Consider the following 17690-nt stretch of genomic DNA (forward strand, 5'->3'; position numbering starts at 1 on the left):
GGCCCAGGCTTACTACTTAGCCAATTCCCCACGCAACTGCTCGATCCGCTGATCCTTCTCCAGCCACAGCTGGTTCACCCATGCCTGCACGGTCTGCCGGAAGGCCGGGTCATTTTCATAATCCCCATCCCACAATGCCGGGTCCAGCTCACGCACTCGAATGTCGATAATCACCCGGCTAATGCTGCCATTGAGCAAGTCCCAGAAGCCGGGCGCCTTGTTGCCGGGGTAAACGATGGTCACGTCCAGCAGCGCGTCCAGCTGCTCGCCCAGCGCCGCCAGCACAAAAGCCACGCCCCCGGCCTTGGGCTTTAGCAGGTGACGGTAAGGCGATTGCTGCTCTTGGCGCTTGGCCTCGGTGAAGCGTGTGCCTTCGAGGTAGTTGACCACGGTCACCGGCTGGCGCTTGAACAGCTCGCAGGCGGCTTTGGTGATTTCCAGGTCCTTGCCCTTGAGCTCGGGGTGCTTGTCCAGAAACGCCTTGCTGTAGCGCTTCATGAACGGGTAATCCAGCCCCCACCAGGCCAGGCCCAGCAGCGGTACCCAGATCAGCTCCTTCTTGAGGAAGAACTTGAAGAACGGCGTGCGGCGGTTGAGGCTTTCGATCAGCGCGGGGATGTCGACCCAGCTCTGGTGGTTACTCACGGCCAGGTACGAGGTGTCCTTGCGCAGGCGCTCGACGCCGCGGATGTCCCACTGGGTGGGGATGCACAGGGCAAAGATCGCTTTGTCGATCTCCGACCAGGTTTCGGCCACCCACATCACCGCGGCGGATGCGTAGTCGCGGCCACGGCCCGGCAGCACCAGCTTGAGCAGGGCAAACACCAGCAGCGGGCAGATCAACACCACGGTGTTGAGCAGCAACAGAAGGGTTGTGAGAATGCCGGTCAGCAGGCGACGCATAAAGAAACTCTTGTTGTGAGATAAACGCGGTCGGCAATGATAAGCAGCGATGCGCCCCACGCCAAATTTCCAGTGCCCGTCGGCGGGTACAAATGTTTCACATTGTGTTGATTACCCTGTAACGACGAACCTATTCAACGTGTGCAGTCTAAGCACTGTCTGCAATCAAGGAAGCGTAACCCGTGAAATCACTGCTTGCCCTGTTGTCGCTGTTTGCCTTGCCGGTCATGGCCGCTGAGCCGACGATTTATGGCCGTTACGAAAACATTGCCCTGCCGGAAATCGGCGAAACGCTGAAGGCCAAGATGGACACTGGCGCCTTCACTGCATCGCTGTCGGCCAAGGACATCGAGCTGTTCACCCGCGATGGCGATGAGTGGGTGCGCTTCCGTCTGGCGACCAAGGAGTCCGACGGCAAGGTCTACGAGCACAAGGTCTCGCGCATCAGCAAGATCAAGGGCCGTGCCGACGAAGAGGAAGAAGGCGATGCGCCGGAAATCTCCAAGCGCCCGGTGGTGGACCTGGAGTTGTGCCTGGGTGATGAGAAGCGCACCGTTGAGGTGAACCTGGTAGACCGCAGCAGCTTCAACTACCCGCTGTTGATCGGGTCGAAGGCGTTGCGTGAGTTCAAGGCGGCGGTCAACCCGGCCAAGAAGTTTACCGCTGGCAAACCGGACTGCTGACCTGGAACCTGACTGGCCCATTGTAGGAGCGGCCTTGCGTCGCGATAGGGCTGCGTAGCGGCCCCGGCGATTTATGCCACTACAGAAAACCTGGGGCCGCTACGCAGCCCTATCGCGACGCAAGGCCGCTCCTACACAATAGTGCGTCGCCATCGACATTTGCACAGGCCGCGCACCATGCCCCATATCCTCATCGTCGAAGACGAAGCCGCCATCGCCGACACGCTGGTCTACGCCCTGCAGGCCGATGGCCACAGCACCGAATGGGTGACCCTGGGCAGCGCGGCCCTCGATAAGCAACGCCAGCGCCCGGCCGACCTGATCATCCTCGACATCGGCCTGCCCGATATCAGTGGCTTCGAAACCTGCCGCCAGCTACGCCGCTTCAGCGAAGTGCCGGTGATGTTCCTCAGCGCCCGCGACGGCGAAATTGACCGGGTGGTGGGCCTGGAGATCGGTGCCGACGATTATGTCGTCAAACCCTTCAGCCCGCGCGAGGTGGCCGCGCGCGTGCGGGCGATCCTCAAGCGCATGGCGCCAAGGGCTGAGCCTGCTGCTGCGACAACGCTGTTCCAGCTCGACACCCTGCGCATGCAGATCAGCTACCGCAACCAGCCGCTGGCCCTGACCCGCCATGAGTTCCGACTGCTGCAATGCCTGCTGGAGCAGCCCCAGCGGGTATTCAGCCGCGAGCAATTGCTCGATGCCCTGGGGGTGGCCTCCGACGTGGGCTACGATCGCACCATCGACAGTCATATCAAGAGCCTGCGCGCCAAGTTGCGCCTGGTGGCCAGCGCGGCAGAGCCGATCCAGACCCACCGCGGCCTGGGCTACAGCTACAGCCCGGATCACGCCTGATGCGCCTGGGCATCCGGATCTTCCTGGTGTACTTCCTGTTCGTCGGGCTGGCGGGCTACTTTCTGCTCAACACAGTGCGCGAGCAGATCCGCCCGGTGGTGCGCCAGTCGTCCGAGGAAACCCTGGTAGACACCGCCAACCTGCTGGCGGAGATCCTGCACGATGACGTCAAGGCCGGCACCCTCGGCCAGAGCCGCCTGCCCGAAGTGCTCAAGGCCTACGGCTCGCGTAGCCCGGGCGCGCAGATCTGGGGGTTGGCGAAGAACCAGGTCAGCCACCGCATCTACGTGACCGACGCCAAAGGCATCGTCCTGCTCGACTCCAGCGGTGAAGGCCTGGGCAAGGACTATTCGAAGTGGAACGATGTCTACCTCACCCTGCGCGGCGAATACGGTGCCCGCTCCACGCGCAGCGTCGCTGATGACGAAAGCACCTCGGTGATGCACGTGGCCGCGCCGATCATCGATGACGGCCGGATCATCGGCGTGGTGACCGTGGCCAAGCCCAACAGCTCGCTGCAACCCTACATCGACCGCTCCGAGCAGCGCTTGCTGACGTTGGGCCTGGGCTTGATCGGCCTGGGCCTGTTGATCGGTGCCGCGCTGTCGTGGTGGCTGGCGCGCTCGCTGCGCAGGCTGGCCCGCTACGCCCAGGCCGTCAGCGAAGGCGAACGCGCGGCGCTGCCGCACTACAAGGGCGGTGAGCTGGCGCACCTGGCCAATGCGGTGGAGCGCATGCGTACGCAACTGGAAGGCAAAGCGTACGTCGAGCGCTACGTGCATACCCTGACCCACGAACTGAAAAGCCCGCTGGCGGCCATTCGCGGTGCTTCCGAGTTGCTGCAGGGCGAGATGCCGGCCGAACAGCGGGCGCGCTTTGTGGGCAACATCGAACGGGAGAGCGAGCGCTTGCAACAGATGATCGAGCGCCTGCTCAACCTGGCGCGGGTCGAGCAGATGCAGGCGCTGGAAGACGAACAGCAGGTGGCGCTGGCATCGCTGGTCGACGAACTGCTGCTGGCCCATGCGGCACGTATCGAAGGGGCTGGCTTGCAGGTGCGACAGCGGGTGCCGGTGGGGCTGCGGTTGTTGTGCGATCCGTTTCTGATGCGCCAGGCGCTGGCCAACCTGCTCGATAACGCGCTGGACTTTACCCCGGCGGGCGGGGCGCTGTTGTTCGAGCTGGAGCGCGAGGGCGGGCGCGTGGCATTGAGCCTGTTCAACCAGGGGCAGGCTATCCCGGCGTATGCCATCGGGCGGGTCAGCGAGCGGTTCTACTCACTGCCACGGCCGGGCAGCGGGCGCAAGAGTACCGGGCTGGGGCTGAATTTTGTGGCTGAGGTGATGCAGTTGCATGGCGGCACGTTGGCGGTGGATAACGTTGACGGCGGGGTGCGGGTGCGGTTGTGGCTGCCGGTGCGGCGTATCAGCTGAGGTTGCTGGGGCTACGCGCAAAAACACGCAATCTCCATAGAGTCTCCCCAAAGCCTCCATGCAAGGCGCAGACACTGCGCCCACTGCCATAGGAGGCCCCATGAACAAGACCTTGAGTTTCAAGCTCGGCATGATTGCCCTGCTGATGTTGCTGTTGCTGATCCCCCTGCTGCTGATCAACGGCCTTATCGACGAGCGCCAGAGCCTGCGTGACAGTGTGGTGCGGGACATCGCCCAGAGCGCCAGTTTCGACCAGCAGCTCAGCGGCCCGCTGCTGGTGGTGCCCTATCGCAAGTACCAACGGCGCTGGATCGACAAGGACGGCGAGCGTACCCAGGAGACCAGCACCGTCGCCGGCCACCTGTACTTCCTCCCGGAAACCTTCGACGCCGACCTGGGCGTGGAGACCGAGCTGCGCGCACGCGGTATCTACCAGGCGCGGCTGTTTCACGCCAAGGGCCGTATCAGTGGCCGCTTCAAACTGCCCGAGCGGTGGGGCATCGACAAGGACTTCGACGACTACCAGTTCGACAAACCCTTCCTGGTGGTGGGCATCAGCGACATCCGCGGCATCGAGAACGGCCTGGAGCTGACCTTCGACGAACGCAAATTGCCGTTCGAAGCCGGCACCGGGCTCAGCTGGATGCGCGCGGGCGTGCATGCCAGTCTGCCAGGGCTGGATGGCCTGCAGGCGCGCGAGTTCAGCTATGGCTTCGACCTGGCGTTGCAGGGCACTGGCCAGCTGCAGGTATTGCCGGTGGGCCGCACCAGCAGTGTCGACCTGCGCGCCAACTGGCCGCACCCAAGCTTCATCGGCAGCTACCTGCCCAGCCGTCGCGACATCGATGCCCGGGGCTTCAGTGCCCATTGGCAGACGTCGTTCTTCGCCACCAACCTCGAAGACGCCCTGCGCCAGTGCGCCAGCGTGGGGGAGTGCACGGACTTCAGCGAGCGGACCTTCGGCGTGAGCTTCGTCGACCCAGTGGACCAGTACCTGAAGAGCGAGCGGGCGATCAAGTATGCGCTGTTGTTCATCGCGCTGACCTTTGCCGGCTTCTTCCTGTTCGAGGTGTTGAAAAACCTCAGCGTGCACCCGGTGCAGTACATCCTGGTGGGAGTGGCGCTGGCGTTCTTCTACCTGCTGTTGCTGTCGTTGTCCGAGCACATTGGCTTCGGCCCGGCGTATGGGCTGTCGGCTTCGGCCTGTGTGTTGCTGATTGGCTTCTACCTGAGCCACGTGTTGCACAGCCTCGGGCGTGGGGTGGGGTTTGCAGCAGGGTTGGCAGCGCTGTACGCGATGCTTTATGGGCTGCTCAGCGCCGAGGACTATGCGCTGCTGATGGGCTCGCTACTGTGCTTTGGCTTGCTGGGCGTGTTCATGGTGCTGACCCGGCGGCTGGACTGGGCACGGGTGGGGAGGGCGGCATGAGGGAGGATAGAGAAATCGGGCGCTGGTTGGCCCGCAGGGTCGGGCAGTTGTTTCCTGTGATACCCAAGTAAGGCTTGGGGCTGCTTTGCAGCCCATTCGCGGGGCAAGCCCGCTCCCACAGGACCCCCACAGTATTCAAGGTCTGTGAAGGACCTGGGGGAGCGGGCTTGCCCCGCGAATGGCCCTGTCAGGCTGTCGGTGCTGTGGCGACCATCGAAGGCCGCTTGGCCACCTCGGCATACCACGCCGCCAACCCAGGCTGGCGCTCACGCCAGCCAAAATCAGGCTGACGCAAATCCAGGTATCCCAGTGCGCACGCCACACCGATTGCCGCCAGATCAAAGCCCGAGATCAGCTCCGCGAGGTGCTCCTGCTCCAGGTTGGCCAGGCTGCGGCGGATCTTCTCGCCCTGCGCTTCAAGCCAGCCGTCCCAGCGCTTGCCTTCAGGCCGTAGGAAGCTCTCATAGCGCGACGACACCGCCGCATCCATGATCGCATCGGCCTGCGACACCAGCGTCATGCGCCGCCAGCGCGCCGAGCCTTCACGCGGCAGCAACGGCATGCCCACATGCTGCAGGTCCAGGTACTCGCAGATCACCCGGCTGTCGTGCAGCACCGTGCCGTCGTCCAGGCGCAGGGCCGGGATCTTGCCGATCGGGTTGCCCTGGTTGAGTTGCACGTCGCCGCTCACCGGGCTGATGTTCACCGGTTGCAGGGTGACGCGGTCAAGCTGGCCGGTCTCGTGCAGCACCACCATGACCTTGCGCACGAAGGGCGACAGCGGCGAGTGGAACAGCGTCATCGTGGCCATGGTTCAGTTGCCTTGCAGGCTGGGCGGCAGGCACACGCCGGTACCGCCGATACCGCAGTAGCCGCCCGGGTTCTTGGCCAGGTACTGCTGGTGGTAGGCCTCGGCGAAGTACACGGTTGGCGCTTGGTCGATCTCGGTGGTGATCTCGCCGAAACCGGCCTTGTTCAGCTCGGCCTGGAAGGCGTTGCGGCTGGCCTTGGCTTCGTCGAGCTGCTGCGGCGAGGTGCAGTAGATGGCCGAGCGGTACTGGGTGCCGACATCGTTGCCCTGACGCATGCCCTGTGTCGGGTTGTGCAGTTCCCAGAACATCGCCAGCAACTCGCGGTAGCTGAGCTTGTTCTTGTCGAACACCACCAGCACCACTTCGGTGTGGCCGGTCAGGCCCGAGCAGACCTCTTCGTAGGTGGGGTTGGGGGTGAAGCCGCCGGCATAGCCGACCACGGTGCTGACCACGCCTTCACGCTGCCAGAAGCGGCGCTCGGCGCCCCAGAAGCAGCCCAGGCCGAAGATGGCGAAGTCGATGTCACCTTCGAAGAACGGGCCGAGCAGGGGCGTGCCCTCGAACACATAGTGGAACTCGGGCAGGGACATTGGGGTTTCGCGGCCAGGCAGCGCCTGCTCCGCAGTTGGCATGACGTTTTTGTTCACCAGGATTTCCGAACGCAGGACCATGGCCGTTCCTCTTTTTTTTTCAGATATCTGTTTGTCAGATAGATAAGTGTGGGCCGGGAAAGGGCCCGAATGGACTCTATAGTGCACGAGGTTGGCGCTGCTGTCAGGCCACCGGGCCGCGCGGATAGCGCTTGAGTTTCTCGGCCAGCTCACGCCCCGGAATCGGCCGATCGAACAGATAGCCCTGGCCCACATCGCAGCGGTGCCGGCGCAGAAACGCCAATTGCGCCGGGGTCTCAATGCCCTCGGCCACCACCTTGAGCTTGAGGTTATGGGCCATGGCCACCACCGCCGAGGTGATCTCCATGTCGTCCTGGTTGTCGGGGATTTCGTTGATGAAGCTGCGGTCGATCTTGATGATGTCGATCGGAAACTTCTTCAGGTAGCTCAACGACGAATAGCCCGTGCCGAAGTCGTCCATGGCCAAAGTCAGGCCCAGGGCCTTGAGCTCGTCGAGCTGGCGGTGGGTGTCTTCGGTCGCTTCCAGCAGCAGGCCTTCGGTCAGCTCCAGCTCCAGCAGGTGCGGGGGCAGGGCCTCCTCCTTGATGATCGAGCTGATCGACGCCACCAGGTCAGGGTCGGAAAACTGCTTGGGCGACAGGTTGATGGCCACGTGCAGGTTGCCCATGCCGGCCTCGCGCAGCTGTTGGCTCATGCGGCACGCCTGGCGCACCACCCACTTGCCGATGGGGATGATCAGGCCGGTTTCCTCGGCCACGCTGATGAACTGGTCCGGGCGGATCATGCCGCGCTCGGGGTGGTTCCAGCGCAGCAGTGCCTCCAGCCCCAGCAGGCGGCCGCTGCGCAGGCACAGCTTGGGCTGGTAGAACACCTCCAGCTCGTTCTGGGTCAGGGCGCGGCGCAGGTTGTTCTCGACGAACAGCTTGTAACTGGCCTCGGCATTGAGCACTTCGGTAAACACCTGCACCTGGTGCTTGCCGTTGGCTTTGGCCTTGTGCAGGGCCAGGCCTGCGTTTTTCATCAGGCTCGCCGGGTCGATGCCATGCAGCGGCGCGCAGGCCAGGCCCACCGAGGCGGTGACGTTGATCAGCTGGTTGTCGACGAACATCGGTTTGTCGAGGGTGCGCAGCAATTGCTGGGCGACGCCCTGGCCATCTTCCAGGTGGGTGTCGTCGAGCAGCACGGCAAACTCGTTGCTGGCAAAGCGCGCCAGGATGCCGCCGGCGCTGAGGCTGTTGCGCAACCGGCGGGCGAGGCTGACCAGCAGCTTGTCACCGGTCTGGTGGCCGAGGCTGTCGTTGATGCGCTTGAAGTTGTCGATGTCCACCAGCAGCAGGCACATGGAATGCTCGTCGTTGCGGGCAAAGCGCTCGTCGAGGCTGCGGATGAAGGCCGGGCGGTTGCCCAGGTTGGTCAGGTTGTCGGTGTAGGCCAGGCGTTCGATGCGTTGCTGGGCCAGCTTGGTCTGGGTGACATCTTCGTAGATGCCGATGTAGTGGGTCAGCTCGCGGTTGTCGCCATACACCTTGGAAATCGACAGCTGGCCCCAGTAGGGCTCGAGGTTCTTACGCCGGCTCTTGAATTCGCCCTGCCAACTGTTGCCCATGGCCAGGCTCGACGGCGAATCGAACAGCAGCTCGCTGAGGTTTTCCAGGGCGGGCAGTTCGGCCAGTTGGCGGCCCTGGACTTCGTCGGTGCTGTATTGGGTGATCGCGGTGAAGCTTGGGTTGACGTACTCCACCACGCCATCGCGGTTGACCAGCAAAAAGGCGCTGGCGCTTTGCTCTACGGCGCGCTGGAACAGGTGCAGGGCACTGGCTGCCGTGCGCCGGTTGTGGTTGGTGATGACCTGGGCGAACTGGTCGGCCAGCTCACCGGCAAAGGCGATTTCGTCAGACTGCCAGGCCCGCGGCTGGCCGCTCTGCTCCAGGCACAACACGCCGATGACCTGGCCATCGACGCGCACGCTGGCATCGAGCATGGCTTTGTTGTCGGGGCGCAGGCTTTGCGTCAGGGCGCGGGTGCGCGGGTCGTGGCTAGCGTTGTGGGCGTCGATGGCGCGGCTGGCGTGCAGGGCGTCGAGGTAGTCGGGAAAGCGGCTGGCATCGATGGCTTCGGGCAGGCGGTGTTGCTGCTCGTGGCGATACCAGGCGCTGATCGGCTCCAGGCGCTGGTCTTCCAGGTGCCAGATGCTGGCGCTGTCGACCTTGTAGATTTCGCAGGCGCTCTGGGTGATCAGCTCGGCAGCTTCGAGCAGCGAGTTCCCGGCACTGTAGCGCTGGCGGGCCAGGCGCAGGATGAGGTCTTGCTGGCCACGCACCCGCTCCAGGTGTTCAAGCTGTTCTTGCTGTGCGCGCTGGTTGAGTTGCAGGGCCAGCTGCAGGCGGGTGTTGCGTGACTCCAGCTCGCTGGGGTCTGCGTCGTTGGCGTCGTCGGGCGGGTCGTCGAGCACGCTCAGGTAGCCGCGCAGCAGTTGGCGATTGTGCTGCCTGTAGGCCTCGCCGGCTTCCACCAGGCGCAGCGATGCACCAGGGCCATGCAAGGTGTAGCGCACCCGGTAATAGCCGCGCCGGGCCAGTTGCGACTGGATTTCATCGTGCAACCTGTAGCGGGCCTCGGGCTCCATCAGGCTGGCATAGGGCGCATCGACGAGGGCACAGAGTTCGCCGGCCTGCAGGCCGAACTGGCGCTCGCAGGCAGGGTCGAGGTAGAGCATTGCCCAGGTGGCTTCGTTGAGCCTTTCGAAACGCAGCATGCCGAGCCGCGAGGGCACGGGTAGCTGCGTGACGACCTCGGCCGCCACACGGCTGGCGGCATCGGGTTGGCTTTTCATCGAAGACTCGCTTGAAGAGGGTGACACGGCCTGGGCGGCGGCGTATCTGGCAAGGTTGCATCATGTCCCGAGGGCTGGCAAGCGGCCATGCGTGATGCTGTGTACGGGTTATCGGCTGTTTGGCCGGAAATGTTAGTTCGCCTTGAGAATTTTGGCGTCTGGGAGATCGAGCGCCGCGCGGGCGGCGCTCGATCTCACAGGCGCCACAACCCTATCGGCGGACAAAAAAAAGCCCCGCCAAATGACGGGGTTGAGGTACGAGCGTGGCAGCTCGAAAAGGGTACTGCCCCTCTTGCGAGGGGCAGCTTGCCGCCTTACAGCAGCAGGGTGCGGATATCCGCCAGCACGTCGCCCAGGCGCTTGGTGAAGCGCGCGGCGGCAGCGCCGTTGATCACACGGTGATCGTAGGACAGCGACAGCGGCAGCATCAGCTTCGGCTGGAAGGCTTTGCCATCCCACACCGGCTGCATGGTTGCCTTGGACACACCGAGGATCGCCACCTCTGGCGCATTGACGATCGGCGTGAAGCCGGTGCCGCCAATGTGGCCGAGGCTGGAGATGGTGAAGCAGGCGCCTTGCATGTCGTCGGCCGACAGCTTTTTGGTGCGCGCCTTCTCGGCCAGTGCAGCGGCTTCGGCAGCCAGTTGCAGCAGGTTTTTCTGGTCGACGTTCTTGATCACAGGGACCAGCAGGCCGTCCGGGGTGTCCACGGCAAAGCCGATGTTCACGTACTTCTTGCGGATGATGGCCTTGCCGCTTGGTGCCAGCGAGCTGTTGAAGTCCGGCAGTTCCTTGAGCAGGAAGGCGCAGGCCTTGAGCAGCAGTGGCAGCACGGTCAGCTTGACGCCAGCCTTCTCGGCCACGGCCTTCTGCGCAACGCGGAAGGCTTCCAGCTCGGTGATGTCGGCAGAGTCGAACTGGGTGACGTGCGGCACGTTCAGCCAGCTGCGGTGCAGGTTGGCGGCACCGACCTGCATCAGGCGGGTCAGGGCCACTTCTTCCACTTCGCCGAACTTGCTGAAGTCCACGGCAGGGATCGGCGGGATGCCAGCGCCGCCAGTCGCGCCGGCAGCTGCCGGTGCTTCTTTGGCCTTCTGCATCATCGCCTTGACGTAAACCTGCACGTCTTCTTTCAGGATACGGCCGTGCGGGCCGGTCGCGGCAACCGCGCCCAGCTCGACACCGAACTCACGGGCCAGCTGGCGAACAGCGGGGCCTGCATGAACCTTGGCGTTGTTGCCGGCAGCCGGTGCGGTAGCGACCGGTGCAGGGGCAGCAGCGGGGGCAGCGGCAGCCGGTGCGGCGGCCGGAGCCGCCTCAGCCTTGGCCGGTGCAGCAGCGGCAGGCGCTGGCGCAGCAGCCGGGGCGGCGCCCGCGACTTCCAGTTTGATGATCAGGTCACCGGTGCCGACTTCGTCGTCCAGCTTGGCGATCACTTCCTTGACCACGCCAGCGGCGGGCGAAGGGATTTCCATGGAGGCCTTGTCGGACTCCAGGGTAATCAGCGACTGGTCGGCTTCGACGGTGTCGCCGACCTTGACCAGCACTTCGATGATCTTGGCCTTGCCCGACGAACCGATGTCCGGCACGTGGATGTCCTGCACGCTGGCAGCAGCAGGGGCTGCAGCCGGCGCAGGGGCCGCTTCGGCAGCCGGCTTTTCAGCGGCAGCCGGCGCAGCGGCAGGGGCAGGTGCGGCGGCTGGGGCCTCGGACGCAGCAGCGCCCTCGGCTTCCAGAACCAGCAACTCGTCGCCCTCTTTCAGGCGATCGCCCAGCTTGACCTTCAGCTCTTTGACGATGCCGGCCTTGGGGGCCGGGATCTCCATGGAGGCCTTGTCGGACTCCAGGGTCAGCAGGCTCTGGTCAGCCTCGATACGGTCACCGACCTTGACGAACAGCTCGATGATTTCACCTTCACCGCTGCCGATGTCAGGTACGCGAATGAGTTCGCTCACTTAAAAATACTCCTCAGCAGTCCAGTGGGTTGCGCTTGTCCGGATCGATGCCGAACTTGACGATAGCGTCAGCCACCACTTTCGGTTCGATCTCGCCACGGTCAGCCAAGGCTTCCAGGGCAGCCAGCACCACGAAGTGACGGTCGACTTCGAAGAAGTGACGCAGCTTCTTGCGGCTGTCGCTGCGACCGTAACCATCGGTACCCAGGACTTTGAACTCTTTGCTCGGCACCCACTGGCGAATCTGTTCGGCGAACAGCTTCATGTAGTCGGTGGAGGCGATGACCGGGCCTTTGCGACCGTTCAGGCACTCTTCGACGTAAGTCAGCTGAGGCTTCTGGCCAGGCTTGAGGCGGTTGGCGCGTTCCACGGCCAGGCCGTCACGACGCAGTTCGTTGAAGCTGGTGACGCTCCACACGTCGGCACCGACGTTGAACTCTTCACGCAGGATCTTCGCCGCTTCGCGGACTTCGCGCAGGATGGTGCCGGAGCCCATCAGCTGAACGTGGTGCGCGGCTTCGCGGGTGTCTTCTTCGAGCAGGTACATGCCCTTGATGATGCCTTCCTCGACACCGGCCGGCATGGCTGGCTGCTGGTAGGATTCGTTCATCACGGTGATGTAGTAGAAGATGTCCTGTTGCTCTTCGGTCATCTTCTTCATGCCGTCCTGGATGATCACCGCCAGCTCGTAGCCGTAGGTCGGATCATAGGTGCGGCAGTTCGGGATGGTGCCCGCCATCATGTGGCTGTGACCGTCTTCGTGCTGCAGGCCTTCACCGTTGAGGGTGGTACGGCCGGCGGTACCGCCGATCAGGAAGCCACGGGTGCGGCTGTCGCCAGCGGCCCAGGCCAGGTCGCCGATACGCTGGAAGCCGAACATCGAATAGAAGATGTAGAACGGCAGCATCGGCTGGTTGTGGCAGCTGTACGAGGTACCGGCAGCGATGAACGACGACATGGCGCCGGCTTCGTTGATGCCTTCCTCGAGGATCTGGCCCTTCTTGTCTTCGCGGTAGAACATCACCTGGTCTTTATCGACTGGCTCGTAGAGCTGGCCGACCGACGAGTAGATGCCCAACTGGCGGAACATGCCTTCCATACCGAAGGTACGGGCTTCGTCCGGGATGATCGGGACGATGCGCTGGCCGATTTCCTTGTCCTTGACCAGCTGCGCCAGGATGCGCACGAAGGCCATGGTGGTGGAAATTTCACGGTCGCCCGAGCCGTCCAGGATCGCTTTCAGCGTTTCCAGGGATGGGGTCGGTACGCTGAAGCTCTTGGCGCGGCGCTGAGGTACGAAGCCACCCAGGGCAGCGCGGCGCTCGGCCAGGTACTTGGCTTCGGCAGAACCTTCTTCCGGCTTGAAGAACGGCAGGTTCTCGAGGTCGGCATCCTTGACCGGGATGTCGAAGCGGTCACGGAAGTGACGCAGGCTGTCGACGTCGACCTTCTTGGTGTTGTGCGCGGTGTTCTTGGCTTCGCCTGCACCGGTGCCGTAACCCTTGATGGTCTTGGCCAGGATGACAGTCGGCTGCTCTTTGTGGTTCACCGCCTGGTGGTAAGCCGCGTAGACCTTGTACGGGTCGTGGCCGCCACGGTTGAGCTTCCAGATCTCTTCGTCGGACAGGTCTTCGACCATGGCCTTGAGCTCTGGGGTGTTGAAGAAGTTCTCACGCACGTAGGCGCCGTCTTTGGCTTTGTAGTTCTGGTACTCGCCATCGATGACTTCGTCCATGCGGCGCTGCAGGGCACCGTTGGTGTCCTTGGCCAGCAGTGGGTCCCAGAAACGGCCCCAGACGACTTTGTTGACGTTCCAGCCACCGCCACGGAACACGCCTTCGAGTTCCTGGATGATCTTGCCGTTGCCGCGAACCGGGCCGTCGAGGCGCTGCAGGTTGCAGTTGATGACAAAGATCAGGTTGTCCAGCTTCTCGCGGCCAGCCAGGGCAATCGCGCCCAGGGATTCCGGCTCGTCGCACTCGCCGTCGCCCATGAAGCACCAGACCTTCTGCTTGCCGGCCGGGATGAAGCCACGGGCTTCCAGGTACTTCATGAAGCGTGCCTGGTAGATCGCCTGGATCGGGCCCAGGCCCATCGAAACGGTCGGGAACTGCCAGAAGTCAGGCATCAGCCAAGGGTGCGGGTACGAAGACAGGCCTTTGCCGTCCACTTCCTGACGGAAGTTGTTCATCTGGTCTTCGCTGATGCGCCCTTCCATGAAGGCACGGGCGTAGACGCCTGGCGAAGCGTGGCCCTGGAAGAACACCAGGTCGCCGCCGTGTTCTTCGGTCGGGGCCTGGAAGAAGTAGTTGAAGCCGATGTCGTACAGGGTGGCACTGGAGGCGAAGCTGGAGATGTGCCCGCCCAGGTCCGAGTCTTTCAGGTTGGTGCGCATGACCATGGCCAGAGCGTTCCAACGCACCAACGAGCGAATGCGGCGTTCCATGAACAGGTCGCCAGGCATGCGTGCTTCGTGGGTGACAGGGATGGTGTTGCGGTATGGCGTGGTGATCGCATACGGCAGCTGGGAGCCACTACGGGTGGCCAGCTCGCCCATACGGGTCATCAGGTAATGAGCGCGGTCTTCGCCTTCTTTGTCGAGGACCGACTCCAGGGCATCCAGCCATTCCTGGGTTTCGATTGGATCGAGGTCTTGCATGGCTTGCTCCAGGGCGGAAAGGCAACCAGAATCGATTGCCTGAGTTTGCGACTGGCCTTATGGGCAGACGTCGTGAATTCTTGGATTACCGGAGTGTGATCCGGCGCCGTGTAGTTTTACTACAAATGCATTCGCATTTCATGCTTTTAGACAGTCGGGGTAGTAGTAAAACTACAGAAATGCGGCTTTTGGTCGCACCCCTGCTTGTGGGGAAAAACGTTCATGTTGGTTGGCGGTGTGTCGCGAACGGGTGATTCTTGATGTTTTTTGCCAGTGATTCGTTTTTTTTAGCTATTTCCAACTTTTGTATGACAGTCCAACCGTGGTCCGCCTTCCATTTGGCCGCCTTTACCCCTCTCTTTCACGCCGATCAAGGATAGTCCATGCGCCTGCCTTTGCCGCTCGATCTGCCCGCCACCCTGCAACCGCTGGTCGCTCGTAATCAGCAGTTCCTCAGCGATGCCGTGGCTGGCCACCCCGAACTCGACCTGAACGCTTGGAGCCCGGCCCATCGGCAACAGTTCGACCAGGTTGCCGCCGCCAGCGACTTCGTCCTCGGCCAGGCCCAGCGCGAGCCGGCCATGCTGTTTGCGCTGATGGCCAGTGGGGAGCTCGAGCGGCGCTATGCGCCCGGTGAATTGCGCGCGCAGGTCGCTGCCGTGGCCCAGGCCGCGCAAAGCGAAGACGCGCTTGCGCGTAACCTGCGCCGCGAGCGCAACCGTCAGCAGGTGCGCATCATCTGGCGCGACATCACCCGCCAGGCCGAACTGGGTGAAACCTGCCGCGACCTCTCCGACCTTGCCGACGCCGCCATCGACGAAGCCTATCAATGGCTGTACCCACGCCATTGCCAGCAGTTCGGCACGCCCATCGGCCACCGCAGCGGCCAGCCGCAGCACATGGTGGTGCTGGGCATGGGCAAGCTGGGGGCGGTAGAGCTGAACCTGTCGTCGGACATCGACCTGATCTTCGCCTTCCCCGAGGGCGGCGAGACCGAAGGGGTCAAGCGCTCGTTGGACAACCAGGAGTTCTTCACCCGCCTGGGCCAGCGCCTGATCAAGGCCCTGGACCCGGTCACCGTCGACGGTTTCGTGTTCCGCGTCGACATGCGCCTGCGCCCCTACGGTTCAGCTGGTTCGCTGGTACTGAGCTTCAATGCCCTGGAACAGTACTACCAGGACCAGGGCCGTGACTGGGAACGCTACGCCATGATCAAGGCCCGGGTAGTGGCCGGTGACCAGGTGGCAGGCGCCCAGTTGCAAGAGATGCTGCGCCCGTTCGTCTATCGCCGTTACCTGGACTTCTCGGCCATCGAGGCCCTGCGCACCATGAAGCAGTTGATCCAGCAGGAGGTGCGGCGCAAGGGCATGTCCGAGAACATCAAGCTGGGTGCCGGCGGCATCCGCGAGGTGGAATTCATCGCCCAGGCCTTCCAACTGATCCACGGCGGGCGTGACCTGAGCCTGCAGCAACGGCCCTTGCTCAAGGTGCTGGCGACCCTCGAAGGCCAAGGTTACCTGCCGCCTGCGGTGGTGGCCGAACTGCGCGAAGGCTACGAGTTCCTGCGCTATACCGAGCACGCCATCCAGGCCATCGCCGACCGCCAGACCCAGATGCTGCCAGACAGCGAGACAGACCAGGCGCGTGTGGCCTATATCCTGGGCTTCGCCGACTGGCAGGGCTTCCATGACCAGTTGATGCAATGGCGTGGCCGTGTCGACTGGCACTTCCGCCAGGTGATCGCCGACCCGGATGACGAAGACGGCGAGGGTGAGCTGGTGGTGGGTGGCGAGTGGTCGCCGCTGTGGGAGCAGGCGCAGGATGAAGACGCCGCCTGCCGGCAGCTCGAAGAAGCCGGCTTCAAGCAGCCTGCCGATGCCTTGCGCCGCCTGGCCGGGTTGCGCTCCAGCCCGCAGCTGCGGTCGATGCAGCGCATTGGCCGCGAGCGCCTGGATGCCTTCATCCCACGGCTGCTGGCCCAGGCCGTCGAGCATCAAGACCCTGATCTGGTGCTTGAGCGGGTGCTGCCGCTGGTCGAGGCGGTCGCGCGGCGTTCGGCCTACTTGGTGCTGCTCACCGAAAACCCGGGGGCCCTGCGCCGGCTGTTGACCCTGTGCGCGGCCAGCCCGTGGATCGCCGAACAGATTGCCCGCTACCCGTTGCTGCTCGACGAACTGCTCAACGAAGGCCGGCTGTTCAGCCCGCCACTGGCGCCGGAGCTGGCCAGCGAACTGCGCGAGCGTTTGACGCGCATCCCCGAGGACGACCTGGAGCAGCAGATGGAGGCGCTGCGCCACTTCAAGCTGGCCCACAGCTTGCGTGTGGCCGCCTCGGAAATCAGCGGCAACCTGCCGTTGATGAAAGTCAGCGACTACCTGACCTGGCTGGCCGAAGCCATCCTTGACCAGGTGCTGGCGCTGGCCTGGCGCCAGACCGTGGCCCGCCACGGCCAGCCCAAGCGCAGTGATGGCAGCCTGTGCGACCCGGGTTTCATCATCATTGGCTACGGCAAGGTCGGTGGCCTGGAGCTGGGCCATGGCTCGGACCTGGACCTGGTGTTCATCCACGACGGTGACCCGCAGGCCGAAACCGATGGCGACAAGCCCATCGACAGCGCGCAGTTTTTCACCCGCCTGGGCCAGCGCATCATCCACCTGCTGACCACCCAGACCAACTCCGGGCAGCTCTACGACGTGGACATGCGCCTGCGCCCGTCCGGCGCTTCGGGGCTGCTGGTGAGTTCGCTCGGTGCCTTCGAGCGCTATCAGCAGAACGAAGCCTGGACCTGGGAGCACCAGGCCCTGGTGCGGGCCCGCGTGCTGGTCGGCTGCAAGCAGGTGGGCGCAGCGTTCGAAGGCGTACGCGCCAAGGTGTTGGGGCAGGCACGTGACCTTGAGAAATTGCGCACCGAAGTCAGTGAAATGCGCGCCAAGATGCGCGGCAATCTCGGTACCAAGGCTACCGCCGCCGGCACGGCGGCGAATGCGTTCGATGCCGGGGTTGCGTTCGATATCAAGCAGGATGCCGGCGGTATCGTCGATATCGAATTTATGGTGCAATACGCCGCTTTGGCCTGGTCTTTTGACCATCCGGCCATACTTCGATGGACCGATAACATCCGCATTCTGGAAGAGCTGGAGCAGGCGGGCTTGATGCCGGCCAGTGACGCGGTGCTGTTGCGCGAGGTGTACAAGGCGTTCCGTTCTGCCTCCCACCGCCAGGCCTTGCAGAAGCAGGCCGGGGTGATCGATGCGGCGCAGTTTGCCGATGAGCGTCGTGAGGTACGGCGCATCTGGGGCGAGCTTGGGCTGAGTTGAGATTGCCGGGGCCGCTTGGCGGCCCTTTCCGACCGGTCCGGCGCCCCGGCAGGGCCGCTCCGGGGGCCTGGAGGCCCATGTTCCACCACCGGTGGTACACTGTCCGCCACATAGCCTGAATATAAAGAGGGGAGGCCAGGCTGTACCGCAGCCTGCAGCCTCCCCGAGCGTTTCTG

11 protein-coding genes are annotated in these 17690 nt (G+C 63.7%); 5 read left to right on the top strand and 6 right to left on the bottom strand.

Annotated elements, in window-relative coordinates; translation table 11 throughout:
- Positions 1–12: 12 nt before the first annotated feature.
- Positions 13–903, bottom strand: coding sequence for an acyltransferase (locus LJX93_RS01660; RefSeq protein WP_033703129.1), 891 nt, complete (start codon positions 901–903; stop codon positions 13–15).
- A gap of 182 nt (positions 904–1085) precedes the next feature.
- On the opposite strand from LJX93_RS01660, the gene LJX93_RS01665 reads away from it, so the two are divergent.
- The 4 genes from LJX93_RS01665 (at position 1086) to creD (ending at position 5306) form a co-directional block, all read left to right on the top strand.
- Positions 1086–1586: an ATP-dependent zinc protease gene (locus LJX93_RS01665; RefSeq protein WP_095065441.1), complete on the top strand. Its 501-nt coding sequence runs from the start codon at positions 1086–1088 to the stop codon at positions 1584–1586.
- A gap of 177 nt (positions 1587–1763) precedes the next feature.
- Positions 1764–2444: a two-component system response regulator CreB gene (gene creB / locus LJX93_RS01670; RefSeq protein ID WP_227696691.1), complete on the top strand. Its 681-nt coding sequence runs from the start codon at positions 1764–1766 to the stop codon at positions 2442–2444.
- A complete protein-coding gene (creC, locus tag LJX93_RS01675; RefSeq protein WP_227696692.1) occupies positions 2444–3877 on the top strand; it encodes a two-component system sensor histidine kinase CreC in 1434 nt (477 codons plus the stop codon). Before creB ends, creC begins: the two co-directional genes overlap by 1 nt.
- Before the next feature lie 100 nt (positions 3878–3977).
- Positions 3978–5306, top strand: coding sequence for a cell envelope integrity protein CreD (gene creD, locus LJX93_RS01680; protein WP_227696693.1), 1329 nt, complete (start codon positions 3978–3980; stop codon positions 5304–5306).
- Between the two features lie 187 nt (positions 5307–5493).
- Here creD and LJX93_RS01685 read toward each other — a convergent pair whose 3' ends face one another.
- From LJX93_RS01685 to aceE, 5 genes are all read right to left on the bottom strand, one after another.
- Positions 5494–6117, bottom strand: a complete 624-nt coding sequence (locus LJX93_RS01685; protein ID WP_033703124.1) for a glutathione S-transferase — start codon at positions 6115–6117, stop codon at positions 5494–5496.
- Positions 6118–6120: 3 nt separating this feature from the next.
- The gene (gene msrA / locus LJX93_RS01690) at positions 6121–6789 is read right to left on the bottom strand and encodes a peptide-methionine (S)-S-oxide reductase MsrA (protein WP_033703123.1); all 669 of its coding nucleotides are present in this window, start codon (positions 6787–6789) and stop codon (positions 6121–6123) included.
- 103 nt (positions 6790–6892) lie between these two features.
- On the bottom strand, positions 6893–9583 hold the full coding sequence (locus LJX93_RS01695) for an EAL domain-containing protein (protein WP_033703122.1): 2691 nt from the start codon (positions 9581–9583) through the stop codon (positions 6893–6895).
- Between the two features lie 314 nt (positions 9584–9897).
- Positions 9898–11538 carry a dihydrolipoyllysine-residue acetyltransferase gene (gene aceF / locus LJX93_RS01700; protein WP_162525116.1) on the bottom strand — a complete coding sequence of 547 codons (1641 nt, stop codon included), beginning with the start codon at positions 11536–11538 and terminating at the stop codon, positions 9898–9900.
- A 13-nt stretch (positions 11539–11551) separates the two neighbouring features.
- Positions 11552–14197: a pyruvate dehydrogenase (acetyl-transferring), homodimeric type gene (aceE, locus tag LJX93_RS01705; protein WP_033703119.1), complete on the bottom strand. Its 2646-nt coding sequence runs from the start codon at positions 14195–14197 to the stop codon at positions 11552–11554.
- 383 nt (positions 14198–14580) lie between these two features.
- Here aceE and glnE point away from each other — a divergent pair, with 383 nt between their 5' ends.
- On the top strand, positions 14581–17514 hold the full coding sequence (gene glnE, locus LJX93_RS01710; RefSeq protein ID WP_033703118.1) for a bifunctional [glutamate--ammonia ligase]-adenylyl-L-tyrosine phosphorylase/[glutamate--ammonia-ligase] adenylyltransferase: 2934 nt from the start codon (positions 14581–14583) through the stop codon (positions 17512–17514).
- Positions 17515–17690: the final 176 nt, after the last annotated feature.

The organism is Pseudomonas sp. HN2-3 (assembly GCF_020691745.1).
Lineage (GTDB): Bacteria > Pseudomonadota > Gammaproteobacteria > Pseudomonadales > Pseudomonadaceae > Aquipseudomonas > Aquipseudomonas capeferrum.